Source organism: Faecalibacterium intestinale, assembly GCF_040096575.1.
In the GTDB taxonomy this organism is placed as follows: domain Bacteria; phylum Bacillota; class Clostridia; order Oscillospirales; family Ruminococcaceae; genus Faecalibacterium; species Faecalibacterium intestinale.
On the sequence record NZ_JBBMEN010000010.1, the window covers coordinates 22,684 to 39,295 of the forward strand.

The 16,612-nt window shown below is 60.0% G+C and carries 12 protein-coding genes; 3 read left to right on the forward strand and 9 right to left on the reverse strand.

Annotation, left to right across the window (positions count from 1 at the left end):
- Positions 1–89: 89 nt before the first annotated feature.
- A complete protein-coding gene (locus WMO20_RS08520; RefSeq protein WP_349186473.1) occupies positions 90–611 on the reverse strand; it encodes a hypothetical protein in 522 nt (173 codons plus the stop codon).
- A 24-nt stretch (positions 612–635) separates the two neighbouring features.
- Entirely contained in the window at positions 636–1,394 is a 759-nt protein-coding gene (locus WMO20_RS08525; RefSeq protein ID WP_349186474.1) for a UDP-N-acetylglucosamine diphosphorylase, read from the reverse strand.
- 417 nt (positions 1,395–1,811) lie between these two features.
- On the opposite strand from WMO20_RS08525, the gene ppdK reads away from it, so the two are divergent.
- Positions 1,812–4,478 (forward strand): pyruvate, phosphate dikinase, encoded by a 2,667-nt coding sequence (gene ppdK, locus WMO20_RS08530; RefSeq protein WP_112091178.1) that lies wholly within the window; start codon positions 1,812–1,814, stop codon positions 4,476–4,478.
- A 526-nt stretch (positions 4,479–5,004) separates the two neighbouring features.
- On the opposite strand, the gene WMO20_RS08535 is transcribed toward ppdK, so the two are convergent.
- The 3 genes from WMO20_RS08535 to WMO20_RS08545 all read right to left on the reverse strand — a co-directional run bounded on the left by WMO20_RS08535 (position 5,005) and on the right by WMO20_RS08545 (position 7,372).
- Positions 5,005–5,457: a winged helix DNA-binding protein gene (locus tag WMO20_RS08535; protein ID WP_349186475.1), complete on the reverse strand. Its 453-nt coding sequence runs from the start codon at positions 5,455–5,457 to the stop codon at positions 5,005–5,007.
- 15 nt (positions 5,458–5,472) lie between these two features.
- Positions 5,473–6,831 carry a citrate/2-methylcitrate synthase gene (locus WMO20_RS08540; RefSeq protein WP_349186476.1) on the reverse strand — a complete coding sequence of 453 codons (1,359 nt, stop codon included), beginning with the start codon at positions 6,829–6,831 and terminating at the stop codon, positions 5,473–5,475.
- Positions 6,832–6,949: 118 nt separating this feature from the next.
- Positions 6,950–7,372: a BlaI/MecI/CopY family transcriptional regulator gene (locus WMO20_RS08545; RefSeq protein WP_349186477.1), complete on the reverse strand. Its 423-nt coding sequence runs from the start codon at positions 7,370–7,372 to the stop codon at positions 6,950–6,952.
- Positions 7,373–7,861: 489 nt separating this feature from the next.
- Here WMO20_RS08545 and serC point away from each other — a divergent pair, with 489 nt between their 5' ends.
- Positions 7,862–8,944, forward strand: a complete 1,083-nt coding sequence (gene serC, locus WMO20_RS08550; protein WP_349186478.1) for a 3-phosphoserine/phosphohydroxythreonine transaminase — start codon at positions 7,862–7,864, stop codon at positions 8,942–8,944.
- A 15-nt stretch (positions 8,945–8,959) separates the two neighbouring features.
- The gene (locus WMO20_RS08555; RefSeq protein ID WP_349186479.1) at positions 8,960–10,120 is read left to right on the forward strand and encodes a phosphoglycerate dehydrogenase; all 1,161 of its coding nucleotides are present in this window, start codon (positions 8,960–8,962) and stop codon (positions 10,118–10,120) included.
- A 99-nt stretch (positions 10,121–10,219) separates the two neighbouring features.
- Here the strand turns inward: WMO20_RS08555 and WMO20_RS08560 are convergent, their stop codons facing one another.
- From WMO20_RS08560 to WMO20_RS08575, 4 genes are all read right to left on the reverse strand, one after another.
- On the reverse strand, positions 10,220–12,643 hold the full coding sequence (locus tag WMO20_RS08560; RefSeq protein ID WP_349186480.1) for a homocysteine S-methyltransferase family protein: 2,424 nt from the start codon (positions 12,641–12,643) through the stop codon (positions 10,220–10,222).
- Entirely contained in the window at positions 12,630–13,319 is a 690-nt protein-coding gene (locus WMO20_RS08565) for a methionine synthase (protein ID WP_308563393.1), read from the reverse strand. The genes WMO20_RS08560 and WMO20_RS08565 overlap by 14 nt, the downstream gene beginning before the upstream one ends.
- A 126-nt stretch (positions 13,320–13,445) precedes the next feature.
- Positions 13,446–14,561, reverse strand: a complete 1,116-nt coding sequence (locus tag WMO20_RS08570; protein ID WP_349186481.1) for a ComEC/Rec2 family competence protein — start codon at positions 14,559–14,561, stop codon at positions 13,446–13,448.
- A complete protein-coding gene (locus tag WMO20_RS08575) occupies positions 14,534–16,591 on the reverse strand; it encodes a YgiQ family radical SAM protein (RefSeq protein ID WP_349186482.1) in 2,058 nt (685 codons plus the stop codon). Before WMO20_RS08575 ends, WMO20_RS08570 begins: the two co-directional genes overlap by 28 nt.
- Between the last annotated feature and the right edge of the window lie 21 nt (positions 16,592–16,612).

Sequence of the window (16,612 nt, forward strand, 5' to 3'; positions counted from 1 at the left end):
AAGTATAACATACGCGCGCGCAAAAAGATATACATTATAAGCAAAAAATGCCCCCGTGCCGCAGGGCACAGGGGCAGAGAAGCATTATATTACAGCTCCAGTGTGATGGCAGCGGCCTTCCAGCGGCCGTCCTCCTTCACCATGGTGATGGTGCCGGATACCTGCGCGGCGGCGGTGCTGTCCGTGACGGTCAGCAGGGTGGCAGAAAAGTCGTAGCAGTTTTCTGCCCCGGCGCGCTTTTTCAGGGTGAGGTCAGTGGGCACCAGCTTGTCGCCGGACTGCCCTGCCAGCGCGGTGATGCGGGTGGGCAGGCGGTTTGCCATGACTTTATTCAGACAGTCGGCTGTCATGGCATCGCCCAGCTGCGCCTGAAGAAAGGCGTACAGCCCATCAGTATCTACCGCAACAAGCCCCGGTTCACTGCCGGCGGGTGCGGCGACATCCACGGCCTGCTCCACGGCAGAGGAGCAGGAGAGCAGCTGCTGCACCACGAACTCCGCCTGCTTTTTTGCGGGGTCGCTGCGCAGACGGGTCAGGGCGAACACGGCGGCAACAGCCGCGAAGAAAAGGACAAGGCTCAGCGCCTGCTTGCGAAAACTTTCAGATTTCATACGCGGCTCCTTTCCGGCAGAGGGTTACTTGCTCTGCTCGTTTTCCAGTTTCTGCTTTTTGGCGATGTAGGCTTCCATCTTGGGCTCTGCCCAGCCGTCCAGATTGGTCTGGCGCTCCCGGGCGATGCCCAGTGCCTGCGCGGGCACATCCTTGGTGATGGTGCTGCCGGCGGCGGTGTAGGCTCCATCGCCCACCTTGACCGGAGCCACAAGGTTGGTGTTGCAGCCGATGAAGCAGTAATCGCCGATCTGGGTGCGGAACTTATCCTTGCCGTCATAGTTGCAGGTGACGGTGCCGCAGCCGAAGTTGCAGTACTTGCCCACATCGCTGTCGCCGATGTAGGTCAGGTGGCTCACGGTGTTGCCACGGGCAAAGTTGGAGTTCTTGGTCTCCACATAGGCACCCAGATGCACGCCGTAGTCGGTGACGGTGTTCACCCGCACATGGGTGAAGGGGCCGATGTTGTTGTGGGGGCCGATGTGGCTGCCGTAGATCTGGCTGGCATTCACGGCAGTGCCCTCGTCCACGGTGCTGTCCTCGATGAGGGTGTTGGGGCCGATGACGCAGCCCGCGCCGATGACCGTCTTGCCCCGCAGGATGGTGCCTGCAAGGATCACAGCACCCGGGGCAATGACCACCTCCGGGTCGATCTGCACGGTGCGGCTGTTGATGACAACGCCGTTTGCAATGTGCTGCACAAGGATGTCCTCGCGGGCAGCCTCGGCGGCGTCCAGCTGTGCCAGAGCAGCGGCGCGGGCCTGTTCAGAAATAGGATTCTGCATGAAAAAAATCTCCCTTCCCACCAAAGCGCGCGGCGGAAGAGAGACAGAAAAGGCGACCGGAAAATTGTTGCCTGTCCGCCCCAGCACCCCGCTGCGGAAAGCTTTGTTCCGACAAAATAGAATTTGAAAAGTTACAGGGATAGAAAGTTGTATCCAACAGGACGAGAAATCGCGTGTACAAACAAAAAACCTCTCGAACTTTCTCCCATTCTATACTACCTTAAAACTTGGAGAAATTCAAGAGATTTGCATAAAAAATAACAGACAAATTCGGGATTTTGCATGGTGGAAAGGAATGGATTTTCTGGTATAATAGTTTAGCATTCACAAAACAATGTTCATCGTACGTAAAAGACAAGGCAAACGATGAGACCGCGGCTGCTATGCCGCCGGTCACGAATGGGAGGTAAACAACGCATGAGCAAAAAGTATCTGTATTACTTCAGCGAAGGCAATGACGCTTTCGGCGGTGACAAGGTCACCATGAAGAACACGCTGGGCGGCAAGGGTGCCGGTCTGGCCGAGATGACCGCAGCCGGTATGCCGGTGCCGCAGGGCTTCACCATCACCACCGACGCCTGCACCCAGTACTATGCAGACGGCCGTCAGATCAATGCCGACATCACTGCTGACATCTTTGAGCACCTCAAGGGTCTGGAAGAGATCACCGGCAAGAAGTTCGGCGACAACACCAACCCCCTGCTGGTCTCCGTCCGTTCCGGCGCACGTCAGTCCATGCCCGGCATGATGGACACCATCCTGAACCTGGGCCTGAACGATGAGGCTGTTGAGGGTCTGGCAAAGAAGACCGGCAACGCCCGTTTTGCATACGACTGCTACCGCCGCTTTGTGCAGATGTTCGCCGACGTCGTTATGATGGTTCCGAAGAGCCTGTTCGAGGTCGAGATCGACAAGATGAAGGAAGCCAAGGGCGTCAAGAACGACGTTGACCTGACTGCTGACGACCTGAAGGAACTGGTCGGCACCTTCAAGAAGATCTACGAGGAGAACGAAGGCCGTCCCTTCCCGCAGGATCCCCGTGATCAGCTGATCGAGGCTGTCAAGGCCGTGTTCCGCAGCTGGGATAACCCCCGTGCAAACGTCTACCGTAAGATGAACGAGATCCCCTACGAGTGGGGTACCGCTGTCAACGTGCAGCAGATGGCCTTTGGTAACTCCGGCGACCGTTCCGGCACCGGCGTTGCATTCACCCGTGACCCCGCCACCGGCGCTAAGAAGCTGATGGGCGAGTACCTGATCAATGCACAGGGCGAGGACGTTGTTGCCGGCGTGCGCACTCCTTCTCCCATCAGCCACCTGAAGGATCAGATGCCTGAGGTGTACGATCAGTTTGTCGAGATCGCTACCCGTCTGGAGAACTACTTCCGCGATATGCAGGATATGGAGTTCACCATTGAGGACGGCCACCTGTATATGCTGCAGACCCGTAACGGCAAGCGTACCGCACAGGCTGCTCTGCAGATCGCCTGCGATCTGGTGGACGAGGGCATGATTACCGAGCAGGAGGCTGTCCTGCGCGTGGAGCCCAAGCAGCTGGATACCCTGCTGCATCCCCAGTTCGATGCTGCTGCCCTGAAGGCTGCAGAGGTCGTCGGCAAGGGTCTGGCAGCTTCTCCCGGTTCTGCCTGCGGCCAGATCGTCTTTACTGCTGAAGAGGCAGAGGAGATGGTCAAGTCCGGCAAGATGAAGAAGGTCGTTCTGGTGCGTCTGGAGACCAGCCCCGAGGATATCGTGGGTATGCAGGTCTCTCAGGGCATCCTGACTGTCCGCGGCGGCATGACCAGCCACGCAGCCGTTGTTGCCCGTGGTATGGGCACCTGCTGTGTCTCCGGCTGCGGCAATGACAACGAGGTCAAGATCGATGAGGAGGCAAAGACCTTCGAGATCAATGGCCACAAGTTCGTCGAGGGCGATTGGATCTCCATCGACGGCTCCACCGGCAACATCTACGGCGAGCAGGTCGCAACCGTGGCCGCTACCGGCAACAAGAACTTCAACCGCTTCATGGGCTGGGCAGACGCAGCTCGTCAGCTGCTGGTCATGACCAACGCTGATAACCCGCGTGACGCACAGCAGGCAGTGGATCTGGGTGCTGAGGGCATCGGCCTGTGCCGTACCGAGCACATGTTCTTCGCTGAGGACCGCATCAAGGCTGTCCGTGAGATGATCTGCGCACGCACCGTGGAAGAGCGCGAGGCTGCTCTGGCCAAGGTCGAGCCGTTCCAGCAGGGCGACTTCGAGGCTATGTACCGCATCATGGGTGAGCGCCCGATGACCATCCGTTATCTGGACCCGCCCCTGCACGAGTTCCTGCCCACTAAGGACGAGGACATCAAGGAGCTGGCTGCCGATATGGGCATGACCTACGAAGACCTGAAGAACGTGGTTGCTTCTCTGCACGAGTTCAACCCCATGATGGGTCACCGCGGCTGCCGTCTGGCTGTTACCTACCCCGAGATCGCTGCTATGCAGACCCGCGCCGTGATCAAGGCTGCTCTGAACGTCTCTGCTGAGACCGGCCATGTGATCACCCCGCACATCATGATCCCGCTGGTCGGCGAGGTCAAGGAGCTGAAGTTCGTCAAGGACGTTGTCGTCAAGGTTGCTGACGAGCTGATCGCTGCTGCTGGTGTTGACATGAAGTATCAGGTCGGTACCATGATCGAGATCCCCCGTGCAGCTCTGACTGCCGGCGAGATCGCCAAGGAGGCTGAGTTCTTCAGCTTTGGCACCAACGACCTGACCCAGATGACCTTCGGCTTCAGCCGTGATGACGCTGCCAAGTTCCTGGGCGCATACTACGAGAACAAGATCTACGAGAGCGATCCGTTCCAGCATCTGGATCAGATCGGCGTCGGCAAGCTGGTCAAGATGGCTGCTCACGACGGCCGCGAGACCCGCCCCGATCTGGGTCTGGGCATCTGCGGCGAGCACGGCGGCGACCCCACGAGCGTGGAGTTCTGCCACAATGTCGGTCTGGACTACGTCAGCTGCTCTCCCTTCCGTGTGCCTATCGCACGTCTGGCTGCTGCCCAGGCTGCTATCAAGAACCCCCGCAAGTAATTGCGTGAGCGCTTGAAAAAGCACAAATAAAGCAAACGAACCGCCCCGGTTTCCACAGCAGGAAGCCGGGGCGGTTTTTGCATTGCGGCATCCACCCGTGCGGGCGTTTATTTGCAAACTGTTCAAAATTACCACAAAGAATTGCCACGATTATCTGGCATAATAAGGGTGCACTCAGGGAGAACGGAACGGACATCCCCCATAACCTCCGAAAGGTTCTCCCCGCAAATGCCCATGCAGGCACATTTCCCTGCGGGTGCAGCCGCAGCAGCGGTGCACAGCAGGCCCATAAAAACTGTCTCCCGTTTCTATGCGAGGCAATAGCCAGAACGGTGGACAGACTACCAAATCCCTCCTGATCAAGCCGCAATGTTCAGGGGTTCCTAATACAGCAGGCAGTGTCGCTTTCCTCCTCCTTTCCACGACACTGCCTGCTTTTTGTTTGTATATTTATATCGACAAAACGAAAATACCGGAGCATCTGCAGATGCTCCGGTATTTTATATTGCTTGGTCGTTTTGATCTGTTACTGCCCGGCGGGGAGTTCCTTCTCCCGCTCTTCCTTCAAAATGGCGGTGGCGCGCTGCATGGTAGCAGCGGCGCGGCGCAGTTCTTCATCCCCAAGCTCGGCGCGCATCCGGCGGTAGCAGCGCTGCAAAAGCGCCTGCTCCTCTGCCATCAGCTCCACCGCCTTGCTGGAAAGTTCCACATAGGTGCGCCCGGCCTCGCGGTCGGTCTTCCATGTCACAAAGCCGCTGTCCTGCAGCTTCTCGATGCCCTTGGAAAGCTCGGTCACCCGCAGCCCCATGGCGGCGGCAAGGTCCGCAAGATAGAGCTTTTCGCCGGGATGTGTCTCCTGCTCTACCTTGATATAATACAGGATGAGATAATCTGCCCGCTGGATGGTGCTGAACACCTTATCCACGTTGAGCTCGTGGAGGAAGAACCATTCCCCCTGATGCTGCTGCATTTCTTCCATGCCGATGCCCTCCCTTTATGCCCGCTGGCTGCGCGGGAGATAATCGTGGGTGCCGCCAAGGCTCTTGTAGGCCGGGCGGATGATCTTGTTGGCGCTGAGCAGCTCCTCGATGCGGTGGGCGCTCCAGCCCATGACGCGCGCGACGGCAAACAGCGGAGTGTACAGTTCCATGGGGATGCCCAGCATCTCGTACACAAAGCCGCTGTAAAAGTCCACGTTGGGGCTGACGCCCTTGAAGATCTTGCGCTCCTGCGCGATAAGCTGGGGTGCCATGCGCTCGATGCGGGTGTAGAGGGAAAGCTCCTTATCTCGGCCTTTTTCGTGGGCCAGCTGCTCCACATAGCCCTTGAACACCACCTCGCGCGGGTCGCTGAGGGAGTAGACGGCGTGACCCATGCCGTAGATCAGCCCCTTGCGGTCAAAGGCTTCGCCATGGAGCAGCTTTTTCAGGTAGGCTTCCAGCTCCTCGTCGTCCTCGATGTCGTGGAGGTTGTCCCGGATGTTCTGCATCATATGCATGACCATCAGGTTGGCACCGCCGTGGCGCGGGCCCTTGAGGGAGCACAGCGCCGCCGCCATGGCCGAGTAGGTGTCGGTGCCGGAGGAGGTGACCACGCGGGTGGTAAAGGTGGAGTTGTTGCCGCCGCCGTGCTCGGCGTGCAGCAGCAGCGCCACGTCCAGCACGCGGGCTTCCAGCGGGGTGTACTGCATATCCGGGCGCAGCATCCGCAAAAAGTTCTCTGCGGTGGAAAGGCTGGGGTCCGGGCGGTGGATATACATACTGGCGTCTTTTTCGTAGTGGTTATAGGCGTGGTAGCTGTACACCGCCAGCATGGGGAAGATGCCCGCCAGCTGGATGCTCTGGCGCAGCACGTTGGCGGTGTCCAGGTCCGCCGCCTTGGGGTCGTAGGACGCCAGCGTCAGCACACTGCGCGCCATGCTGTTCATGATATCGTGGCTGGGTGCCTTCATAATGACATCGCGGGTAAAGTTGGTGGGCATGGTGCGGCACTCGCCCAGCACCGCGCAGAACTGTTCCAGCTGCTCCGGGGTGGGCAGCTGACCAAACAGCAGCAGATAGCCTGCCTCCTCAAAGGCAAAGCGGCTGCCGCGGCTGCCGTTGATGAGGTCTTTTACGTCATAGCCGCGGTACAGCAGCTGACCGTCTGCCGGGTGCTTGACCCCATCCACATACTGGAACGCCCGGATATCCGAGATGTTGGTCAGACCTGCTAGCACGCCCTTGCCGGTCTCATCGCGCAAGCCCGCCTTGACCCCGAACTCCCGGTAGAGATCCTTGGGGATGCGGTCGTGCTCTGCACAAAGGGGCTGCTGCTGGTCGAAGTAGCTTAATACATTCTGCAAATGATCCATGTGTCTGGCTGCTCCTTTCCTGTTCGTTCGTATCAGTTTCTCATTTCATAATAACTTTTATATTACAGAACGGATATTTCAGTGTCAACCAACCATTTGTAAACAAAAATAAAACAATTCAGCCGTAGGGGTCGTACAGGTCGTACTCCTCGGTCTCCTGATGCTTTTCTTCCAGCACCCGGATGGCCTGTTCCAAGGCGCTCTGAGAGCAGCCGCTCTCGCTTACCAGCGCATGGACGGCGGCGGCAAGGTCGCCGTCAAAAAGGATGTCCAGCCGCTGCCGCATACAGTACACGCCGTACGCCCGCCGGGTGACCAGCGGCACATACACGTTGCAGTTGCCCTGCTTTGCCGACCTGACCCAGCCTTTTTCCTCCAACCGGTAGAGAAAATTCAGCACCGTAGCTGCTGCCCAGCCGGTAGCCTTGAGTTTCTGGCTGATGTCCCGCCGCGCCGCCGCGCCCGGGCACGCCCACACGGCAAGCATCACCTGTTCTTCCGCCGCCGAAAGCGGCCGCAGGGTATCCGGTAAACCGTACATCTGTTGTACCTCCGTAAATTTTACGAACTCCCCCAGTCACGGCTACGCCGTGACAGCCCCCTCGGAGATGGGGCCTTTGGCATAGCGGTAAAGTTTCCAGCTGAAGCGCAAAGTATCCGGTTGCGCCAGAGGCTCCCTCTCCGAGGGAGCTGGCAAACCCGCAGGGTTTGACTGAGGGAGTTTATTTTACATTTGTCTCAGTATTCCCAGTATACCGCATTTCCGCCAAAGGTGCAAGAGTGGAAAATCCGCATGAAACCAAGGGATAGTGCATATCTTTTACAATTGTCTTATATTTTGTCCCTGCACGGCGTACATTTGTGTGCTTTGTGCCATCAGGCGGGGTGCAGGGGCAATATCTTTGTGCAAAGATGCTCTTGTTTTCGGCATGGAAAAACCGGTATACTACGGCTACGGAAAGTAACAGACACACCGCAAAAACAGCGGTGCTGCGTGATAGGTATATCACAGGAAAAGGAGAGGTTGATTATGGCACGAGTATATAACTTCAGCGCAGGTCCCAGTATGCTGCCCGAAAAGGTGCTGCGGCAGGCACAGGCCGAGCTGCTGGAATACGGCGACAGCGGCCAGAGCGTCATGGAGATGAGCCACCGCAGCAAGTGGTTCGACGCCATCATCAAGGACACTGAAGCCACGCTGCGCCGGGTAATGAACATTCCCGATAACTACAAGGTGGGCTTCTTTCAGGGCGGCGCTACCCAGCAGTTTGCCATGGTGCCGCTGAACTTTATGACCACCGGCAAGGCAGACTATATCGTGTCCGGCAACTTCTCGGGTCTGGCTGCCAAGGAAGCCGCCAAGTTCGGTGAAGCCAAGATCGTAGCGTCCAGTAAGGATAAAAACTTCACTTATATCCCGGATGTAAACGCCATTGACTACGACAAGGACGCCAGCTACATCCACATCTGCCAGAACAACACCATTTTCGGCACCCAGTATGTGGAGCTGCCGCAGGTGGAGGGTGTGCCGCTGGTGGCAGATATGAGCTCCATGATCCTTTCCAAGCCCGTGGATGTCAGCAAGTACGGCTGCATCTACTTTGGCGTGCAGAAGAACGTAGCCCCCGCCGGCATGGCCATTGCCATCATCCGGGACGACCTGCTGGGTCACGCCGCAGACAACGTACCCACCATGATGAACTACACCACCCTGCTGGCGAAGGACAGTATGTACAACACCCCGCCGTGCTGGTGCATCTACATGACCGGTCTGGTGCTGAAGTATCTGGAAAACGACATCGGCGGTCTTGCCAATATGCAGAAGATCAACGAAGCCAAGGCCAAGGTACTGTATGACTATCTGGACGGGCAGGAGTTCTTCACGAACCCTGTGGAGCACCGCTACCGCAGCACCATGAACGTCACCTTCACCAGCCCCAACCCGGACATGGACAAAAAGTTCTGCGCCGAGGCTGCCGAGGCGGGCTTTGTGAACCTGAAGGGTCACCGTCTGGTAGGCGGTATGCGCGCTTCCATCTATAACGCTATGCCTGCCGAGGGCGTGGACAAGCTGGTGGACTTCATGGAGAAGTTCCGCAAAGAGAATGCATAAAGAGGGGTTTCAGATATGTACACCATCAAAACGCTCAACGCCATCAGCCCGGTGGGGCTGGCAAAGCTGCCCAAGAACCAGTTCGATGTCACGGTGGATGCCGATGCTCCGGACGGTATTCTGGTGCGCAGCGCCGACCTTTTGAACACCACCTTCAACGATAATCTGCTGGCTATCGCCCGCGCCGGTGCGGGTGTGAACAACATCCCGTTGGAGCGCTGCAGCGAGCAGGGCATCGTGGTGTTCAACACCCCGGGTGCCAACGCCAACGCCGTGGCAGAGCTGGTCGTCGGGATGCTCATTGCGGGCAGCCGCAACGTGGCAGCCGCCGCCCAGTGGTGTCAGGGATTGGCTGGTGATCCCGCCATGGCCAAGAGCGTGGAAAAGGGCAAAAAGCAGTTTGTGGGCAACGAGATCAAGGGCAAGACCCTTGGCGTTATCGGTCTGGGTGCCATCGGCTCCCGGGTGGCAAACTGCGCCATCGAGCTGGGCATGGAGGTCTACGGCTACGACCCCTACATCTCCATTGAAGCCGCATGGAACCTGAGCAGTCAGGTGCACCACTGCGTAAACCTGAACGATATGCTGCCCCTGTGCGACTACATCACCATCCATGTGCCCTACCTGCCCACCACCAAGGACACCATCAACGCCCAGACCCTTGCCCTGTGCAAGGACGGCGTCAAGATCCTGAACTACGCCCGCGGCGAGCTGGTGAACACCGCCGCCCTGCTGGAAGCCATGGACAGCGGCAAAGTGTCCGGCTACATGACCGACTTCCCCTCCGAAGCCATTCTCGGCCGTCCCGGCATCGTGTGCACCCCGCATCTTGGCGCTTCCACCCCGGAAGCCGAGGACAACTGCGCCGTCATGGCGGCGCAGGAGCTGAGCGACTACCTGCGCAACGGCAACATTGCCCACTCGGTCAACCTGCCGGAGGTGCACCAGCCCCGCGCCGGCGGCAAGCGCATCTGCATCATCCACAAAAACGAGCCGGGCATGATCAGCCAGATCACCGCCCTGACCACCGAAGCCGGCCTGAACATCGAAAACATGGTGAACAAGAGCAAAAAGAACATGGCCTACACCATGCTGGACGCCACCGGTGCTGTGGATGCCCGCCTGAGCGAGAAGCTGAGCAGCATCCCCGCCGTGATCCGGGTACGCATCCTGTAAGCGGGAAAGCAGCGGACAGGCTGCGAATCATAGAATAAAGATCCCCCTGCAAGCCTTTAAGTGCCTGCAGGGGGATTTTTGTGCTCCTACTATTCCGCGTTACACCCCAAAGAACTCTTTGGCAATGTCAGCGCTGCGCTTGGCATCCTTGGCGTACCAGTCCGCGCCGATCTTCTCGGCGTATTCCGGGGTCAGCACGGCACCGCCCACCATGATCTTGCAGTCCAGCTTGGCCGCGTGCAGGGCGGCGATGGTCTCCTCCATGCTTTTCAGGGTGGTGGTCATCAGGGCGGAAAGCCCTACCAGATGCACGTCCTTTTCCCGCACGGTGTCCACCACCGTCTCCACCGGCACGTCCCGGCCAAGGTCCAGCACCTCAAAGCCGTAGTTTTCCAGAATGACCCGGACGATGTTCTTGCCGATGTCGTGCACATCGCCCTTGACGGTGGCAAGGACGATGCGTCCCTTGCTGGCGCTTCCTTCGCCCTTTTGGGCAATGGCGGTCTTGATCTCCTCAAAGGCGCTCTGGGCGGCGCTGGCGGCCTGCAGCAGCTGCGGCAGGAACAGGGTGCCTTTTTCGTACTTAGCACCTACGATGTCCAAAGCGGGGATCAAGGCTTCGTCCACCACCTCCAGCGGCTGCTTTTCCGCCAGCAGGGCGCGGGTATGGGCGGCGGCGTCACCCTTCAAGCCCTTTTCCACCGCTTTCATCAGGGCAGCGTAGGGGCCGGTAAGCTCTGTTTCGGCAGCACTGGCGGCAGGCGCGGCCTTTGCAGCCTGTGCCAGCGCGGTGCTGGCGGGCACACGGCCGGCAAAGCGCTCGATGTACTTTGTGCTCTGCTTGTCCCGGTTGGTCAGCACGTTGTAGGCGTACACCGCCGCCATCATCTCCTCGCTGGAAGGGTTCATGATGGCAAGGTCCAGCCCGGCGTACATCGCCATGGTCAGGAAGGTGGTGTTCAGGTAGGTGCGGCAGGGCAGACCAAAGCTGATGTTGGACACGCCCAGCACGGTGCGCACTCCCAGCTCCTTTTTGCAGGCTTCCAGCGCCTGCACCGTGGCAAGCACATCCTCCTGCTGGGCGCTGGCGGTCAGGGTAAGGCAGTCGATGTAGATATCCTCCCGGGGGATGCCCGCTGCCAGTGCCGCTTCGGTGATGCGGCGGGCAATGGCCACGCGGTCTGCGGCCTTGGGCTGGATGCCTTTTTCGTCGATGGCAAGCCCCACGATGGCGGCTCCGTACTTTTTGCACAGCGGCAGGATGGCGGCAAGCTTTTCCGGCTCGCCGTTGGTGGAGTTGACGATGGGCTTGCCGTTGTACACCCGCAGACCCCGCGCCAGCGCTTCCACGTTGGAGGAATCCAGCTGCAGGGGCAGGCTGGTCACGCTTTGCAGTGCCTTGACCACCTGCTCCATCAACACCGGCTCATCCACGCCGGGTGCGCCCACATTCACGTCCAGGATCTGCGCCCCAGCTTCTGCCTGACTGACGGCCTGTTCCAGCACATAGTTCATGTCGCCCTCCCGCAGTGCCTGCTGGAAGCGCTTTTTGCCGGTGGGGTTGATGCGCTCGCCCACCACCGTGATGCCGTCCACCGTAACGGTGTCCACCGGGGTGCACAGCACTGAGGGCATCCGGTGCGCGGGACGCCCCGGGGTGCAGCCTGCAAAGGTGCCGTTGAGCAGCTTGATGAACTCCGGGGTGGTGCCGCAGCAGCCGCCGGCGGCAAACAGGTGCAGCTCCCGGTAGGGCTTCATCTGCAAGGCGAACAGCTGCGGGGTGATGTCGTAGCCGCTGCCGTCTGCCCGGGGCAGACCGGCGTTGGGCTTGACGAACACCGGGAAGTTGCCGGGCACGGCTTCTGCCAGCCGCTTTGCCATGGGGAAGATCTCCTTGGGACCCAGTGAGCAGTTGATGCCCACGGCGTCTGCGCCCAAGCCCCGGGCGGTGGCGGCAAAACTTTCCACCGTACAGCCGGTAAAGGTGCGCCCACCCGCTTCAAAGCTCATGCTTGCCAGAATGGGCAGGCGGGTATTCTCTTTGGCAGCCAGCAGGGCGGCTTTCAGCTCGTACAGGTCGGTGTAGGTCTCAAAAAAGATCAGGTCTGCCCCGGCGGCTTCGCCTGCCTTGACAATGCGGGCATACTCGGCCACAGCATCCTCAAAGGCCAGCGTTCCGCTGGGCTCCAGCAGCTCGCCCAGCGGGCCTACGTCCAGCGCGGTCAGCGTACCGTAGGGCGCACAGGCGCGCTTGCAGTTTTCGATACCTGCTGTGATGATCTGCTCCAGCGTGTAGGCGCTGCCCGCCAGCTTGTGGGCAGAAGCGCCGAAGGTGTTGGCGTTGACGATGCGGCTGCCCGCCGCAGCGTACTGCGCATGGATGCCCTCAATGAGCGCAGGGTCGGTGATGTTCAGCTCTTCCGGGCGTGCACCCAGCTTGAGCCCGGCGGCTTGCAGCATGGTGCCCATGCCGCCGTCCAGCAGGATAGTATTGCTCTGCTTGAAAAGTTCATTCACTTGCACAGGTCTTTCCCCTCTTTCTGTATTCGCAGCGGGTGCGCAGCACACAATGGCCGCACCCGGCCAGTTGTCCCTTTACCGGGTGGTCGCTGACCCCCAGCAGGGCAGTCACGCTCTTGCGCGGAGTCATCAGGTTGGTGTCGGTGACGCACAGCCCCGCCTTGCGCACCGTGTCCAGTGCTGCTGCCACCAGCGGCTGCACCGCGATGTCCCAATCGCCGTAGCCGGGCGAAAAGCGCCCGGTCAGATACTTTCCCTCAGTGGCCGCCCACTGGCGCAGCTGTGCCTCGGCGGCATCGGCGGTCTGCTCGGCCAGTGCGCTGCCCAAGGCATCGGAGGCCACCCCGGCGGCGATGTCGCCCACGCCCGCCCGGCGGATCTGGGCATCCACCCCGGGGCCCAGCGTTACCGCCAGCAGAATGGCCTGCCCGCAGCCTTTCAGGTGCTTGTGCACGTCCTCGCCGGGCAGAAGTCCGGCATCGGTCAGGGCGGGGGTATCTGCCAGCAGCCACACCGCCCGGGGCGTCGCTGCCGCCAGCAGCGGCACCGCGCACTTTTGCAGCAGTGCCAGCGTGGCAGCGTCCGGCTCGCCGTGCGCGCCGAAATACCGCGCCGCCTGCGCCAGATCTACTGCCTGCGGCTTTTCCAACGCCAGCGGGCGGGGCACACCGATCGCCATGAGCCGCACCTCCTTACTTCTCTTAAATAAAGTACTATTCAGTATACCGCACTTGTGGGCTTTTATCAATCCCGCAAAAAGGGAGAAATAAAAACTCCCTCGGTCATGACCGGGGGAGTGCGCTTTTTATTTGATGCAGCTTGCGCAGGGGGTATAGCCTGCGGCAATGGCTTCGTCATAGCTGGAAAAGAGGATCCGGTTCTTTTCCGCAGGCAGGTTGGCGCAGGTGGGCAGGTGGAACTTTTTGCTGTTCACGTTGCCGATGTAAGTCTGCTGCGCGGTGCTGGAAGCCGACGGGTCGGTGGGGTTCAGCTGGCTGTCCGGCACAAAGTGCTCGGTGCCCACGGTGAAGTTCTGACCGTCGCTGCCAATGGTGATGGTGCCTTGCAGGTCGGTGCGGTAGACGTCCACCTTTGCGTCCCGCAGGATGCTCAACGTCTCCTCGTGCGGATGACCGTACTTGTTGCCCGTGCCGCAGGAGATGACGCCCATTTCTGGCAGAACAGCGTTCAAAAACAGGTAGCCGGTGCTGGTGCTGGAGCCGTGGTGCCCTACCTGCAAAACATCGGCTTTCAGGTTGGCACCGCTGTTCACAAGGTCGGTCTCGGCGGTCTTTTCCATGTCGCCGGTCAGCAGAAAGCTGGTGTTGCCGTAGTCGATGCGCAGCACCAGCGAGGTGTTGTTGGTGTCGCTGTACCCGGTCACCGGGCCCAGCAGGGTAACGGTGGCGCTGCCCAGCGGCCAGACCGTGCCCACGGAGGGCACTTCCAATTGCAGACCCTGCTGCTGCGTATACTTGACAAAATCGTTGAAGCATTTGGTGCTGCTCTCGGTCACCGGGCTGTAAGCGTGCTGTGCCGGGAACTTTGCCATCACGGCGGCAAGCCCACCCACATGGTCCTCGTGAGCATGGGAGCAGAACACATATTGCAGCTGCTGCACCCCCTGCTTTTGCAGGTAGGAGACTACCAGACTGCCGTCGTCTACGTTGCCGCCGTCGTAGAGCATGAACTGTCCGTCACACTCCACCAGTACGCTCAGCGCCTGCCCTACGTCAATGAAGTGCATCTCAAAGGGCTGGCTTGTCCCGGTGGAGGGCTTGACGATGTGTCCGCCGTCGCCGGGCAGGCTGTCACAGGCGGTAAGCCCCAGCGCCAGCACAGCGGCCAGCGCCAGCGCAGCCAGCCGCAGGAACAGGCGGCGGGGGAACAGGGTTACTTTTTCTTCTTTCCAGTTTTCCACGTTGCGTTCTCTTTCTGTTGATTATTCTTAGGTTTATGGCCGGGCGCAGAGTTGGGCGCAAAGCGTGCACCCGGGCTGGGCTGACGGCCTGCCGGGGCGGCGGCGCGGGCATTTTTGCCGGTGCTGCGCCCCTTCTGGCTGGAATGTACGGTATAAGTGCCGTCATTGTGGATGGTCACCTCGGCGCTTTCTGCCCGGCGTGCGGTGCGCTGCACGGCGCGGCGGCCGGCGGCGGGCACCAGCAGGGGGATGAGGTCCTCCCGGTGGGTCAGCTGCAAAGCCTTGACCACCTTTTCGGCGTTGCGGGGCTCATAGTACTGCAGCAGTGCACGCTGCAAAGCCTTGCCTTCGGGGGTCTTTTCCACAAACACCGGCTTGAGAGTGTAGGGGTCAAGGCCGGTATAGAACATACAGGTGCTCACCGTGCCGGGGGTGGGGTAGAAGTCCTGCACCTGCTCAGGGCGCATATGGTTCTTATAGAGGTACTCGGCCAGATAGACCGCGTCCTTCAGAGTGCTGCCCGGGTGGCTGGACATGAGGTAGGGCACCAGATACTGCTTTTTGCCCGCCTTCTTGCTCAGCTCGTAGAACTTATCCTTGAACTTGTTGAAGGTCTCGATGGGCGGCTTGCCCATGTAGGCAAGGGTGTTGGGGGCGCAGTGCTCCGGGGCGACCTTCAGCTGGCCGGACACATGGTACTCCACCAGTTCCTTAAAGAAGGTATCGTCTGGGTCAGCCATCAGGTAGTCGAACCGGATGCCGCTGCGGATGAACACTTTTTTTACGCCCGGCAGTTCCCGCACCCGGCGCAGGATCTTAAGGTAGTCGCTGTGATCCACGATCATGTGGGAGCAGGTGGTGGGGGCAAGGCAGTGCTTGCCGCCGGTGCACATCCCGCGCAGCATCTGCTCGCGGCAGGAGGGGAAGCGGAAGTTTGCGGTGGGGCCGCCCACATCGTGGATGTAGCCCTTGAAATCCGGCTCGTGAGTCATGCGCTCGGCTTCCTCCACGATGCTGTCGGCGCTGCGGCTGGTGACCCGCCGCCCCTGATGCAGCTGGATGGCGCAGAAGTTGCAGCCGCCGAAGCAGCCGCGGTTCTGGATGATGGAGAACTGCACCTCGCGGATGGCGGGCACGCCGCCCATGCTCTCGTAGATGGGGTGGTAGCGGCGGGTGTAGGGCAGGGCGTACACCTTGTCCAGCTCTCCGCGCACCAGCGGCTTTGCGGGGATGTTCTGCACCAGATACTTTTCGCTCTGCTTCTGTACAATGATCTGGCCGCTGACCACGTCCTGATTGTCCATCTGAATGCGGCAGGCCTTGGCGTAGGCGGTCTTATCGCTGGCCACCTTTTTAAAACCGGCGCACTCCACATACCGCTGGGGCAGGTGGTCGAAATCGGTCAGGTAGCAGGTGCCGTTCACGTCCGTGATGGTCTCCACCGGCTCTCCGGCGGCCAGACGGCGGGCGATCTCTACGGTCTGGTGCTCGCCCATGCCAAAGCTGATGAGATCCGCGCCGGAGTCCTCCGCGATGCTGGGCAGCACGGTGTCCAGCCAGTAATCGTAGTGGGCAAACCGGCGCAGGCTGGCTTCCAAACCACCTAAGATCACCGGCAGGTCGGGGTAAGCCTGCTTGGCAAGCTTGGTATACACGGTGGCGCTGCGGTCCGGGCGGGCACCGGCCTTGCCGCCGGGGGAGTATTCGTCCTCGGCGCGGGGAATTTTTGCCACGGAATAGTGGCTGACCATGCTGTCCACGTTGCCGCCGCCGATGAAAAAGCCGTACTTGGGCTTGCCGAACCGCTTGAAGTCCTCGCAGTCGGTATAGCGGGGCTGTGCCAGCACGCCCACCTTGTAGCCCTCGGCTTCCAGCAGGCGGCTGATGATGGCAGTGCCAAAGCTGGGGTGGTCCACATAGGCGTCACCGCCCACCACCACAAAGTCCAGCTGCTCCCAGCCCCGGGCTTCCATGTCCGCCCGGCTGATGGGAAGAAATTCGGTGTAGATCTGGGGAGTAGAATGTTCCATTATTTTGTATTTCCTTATCTG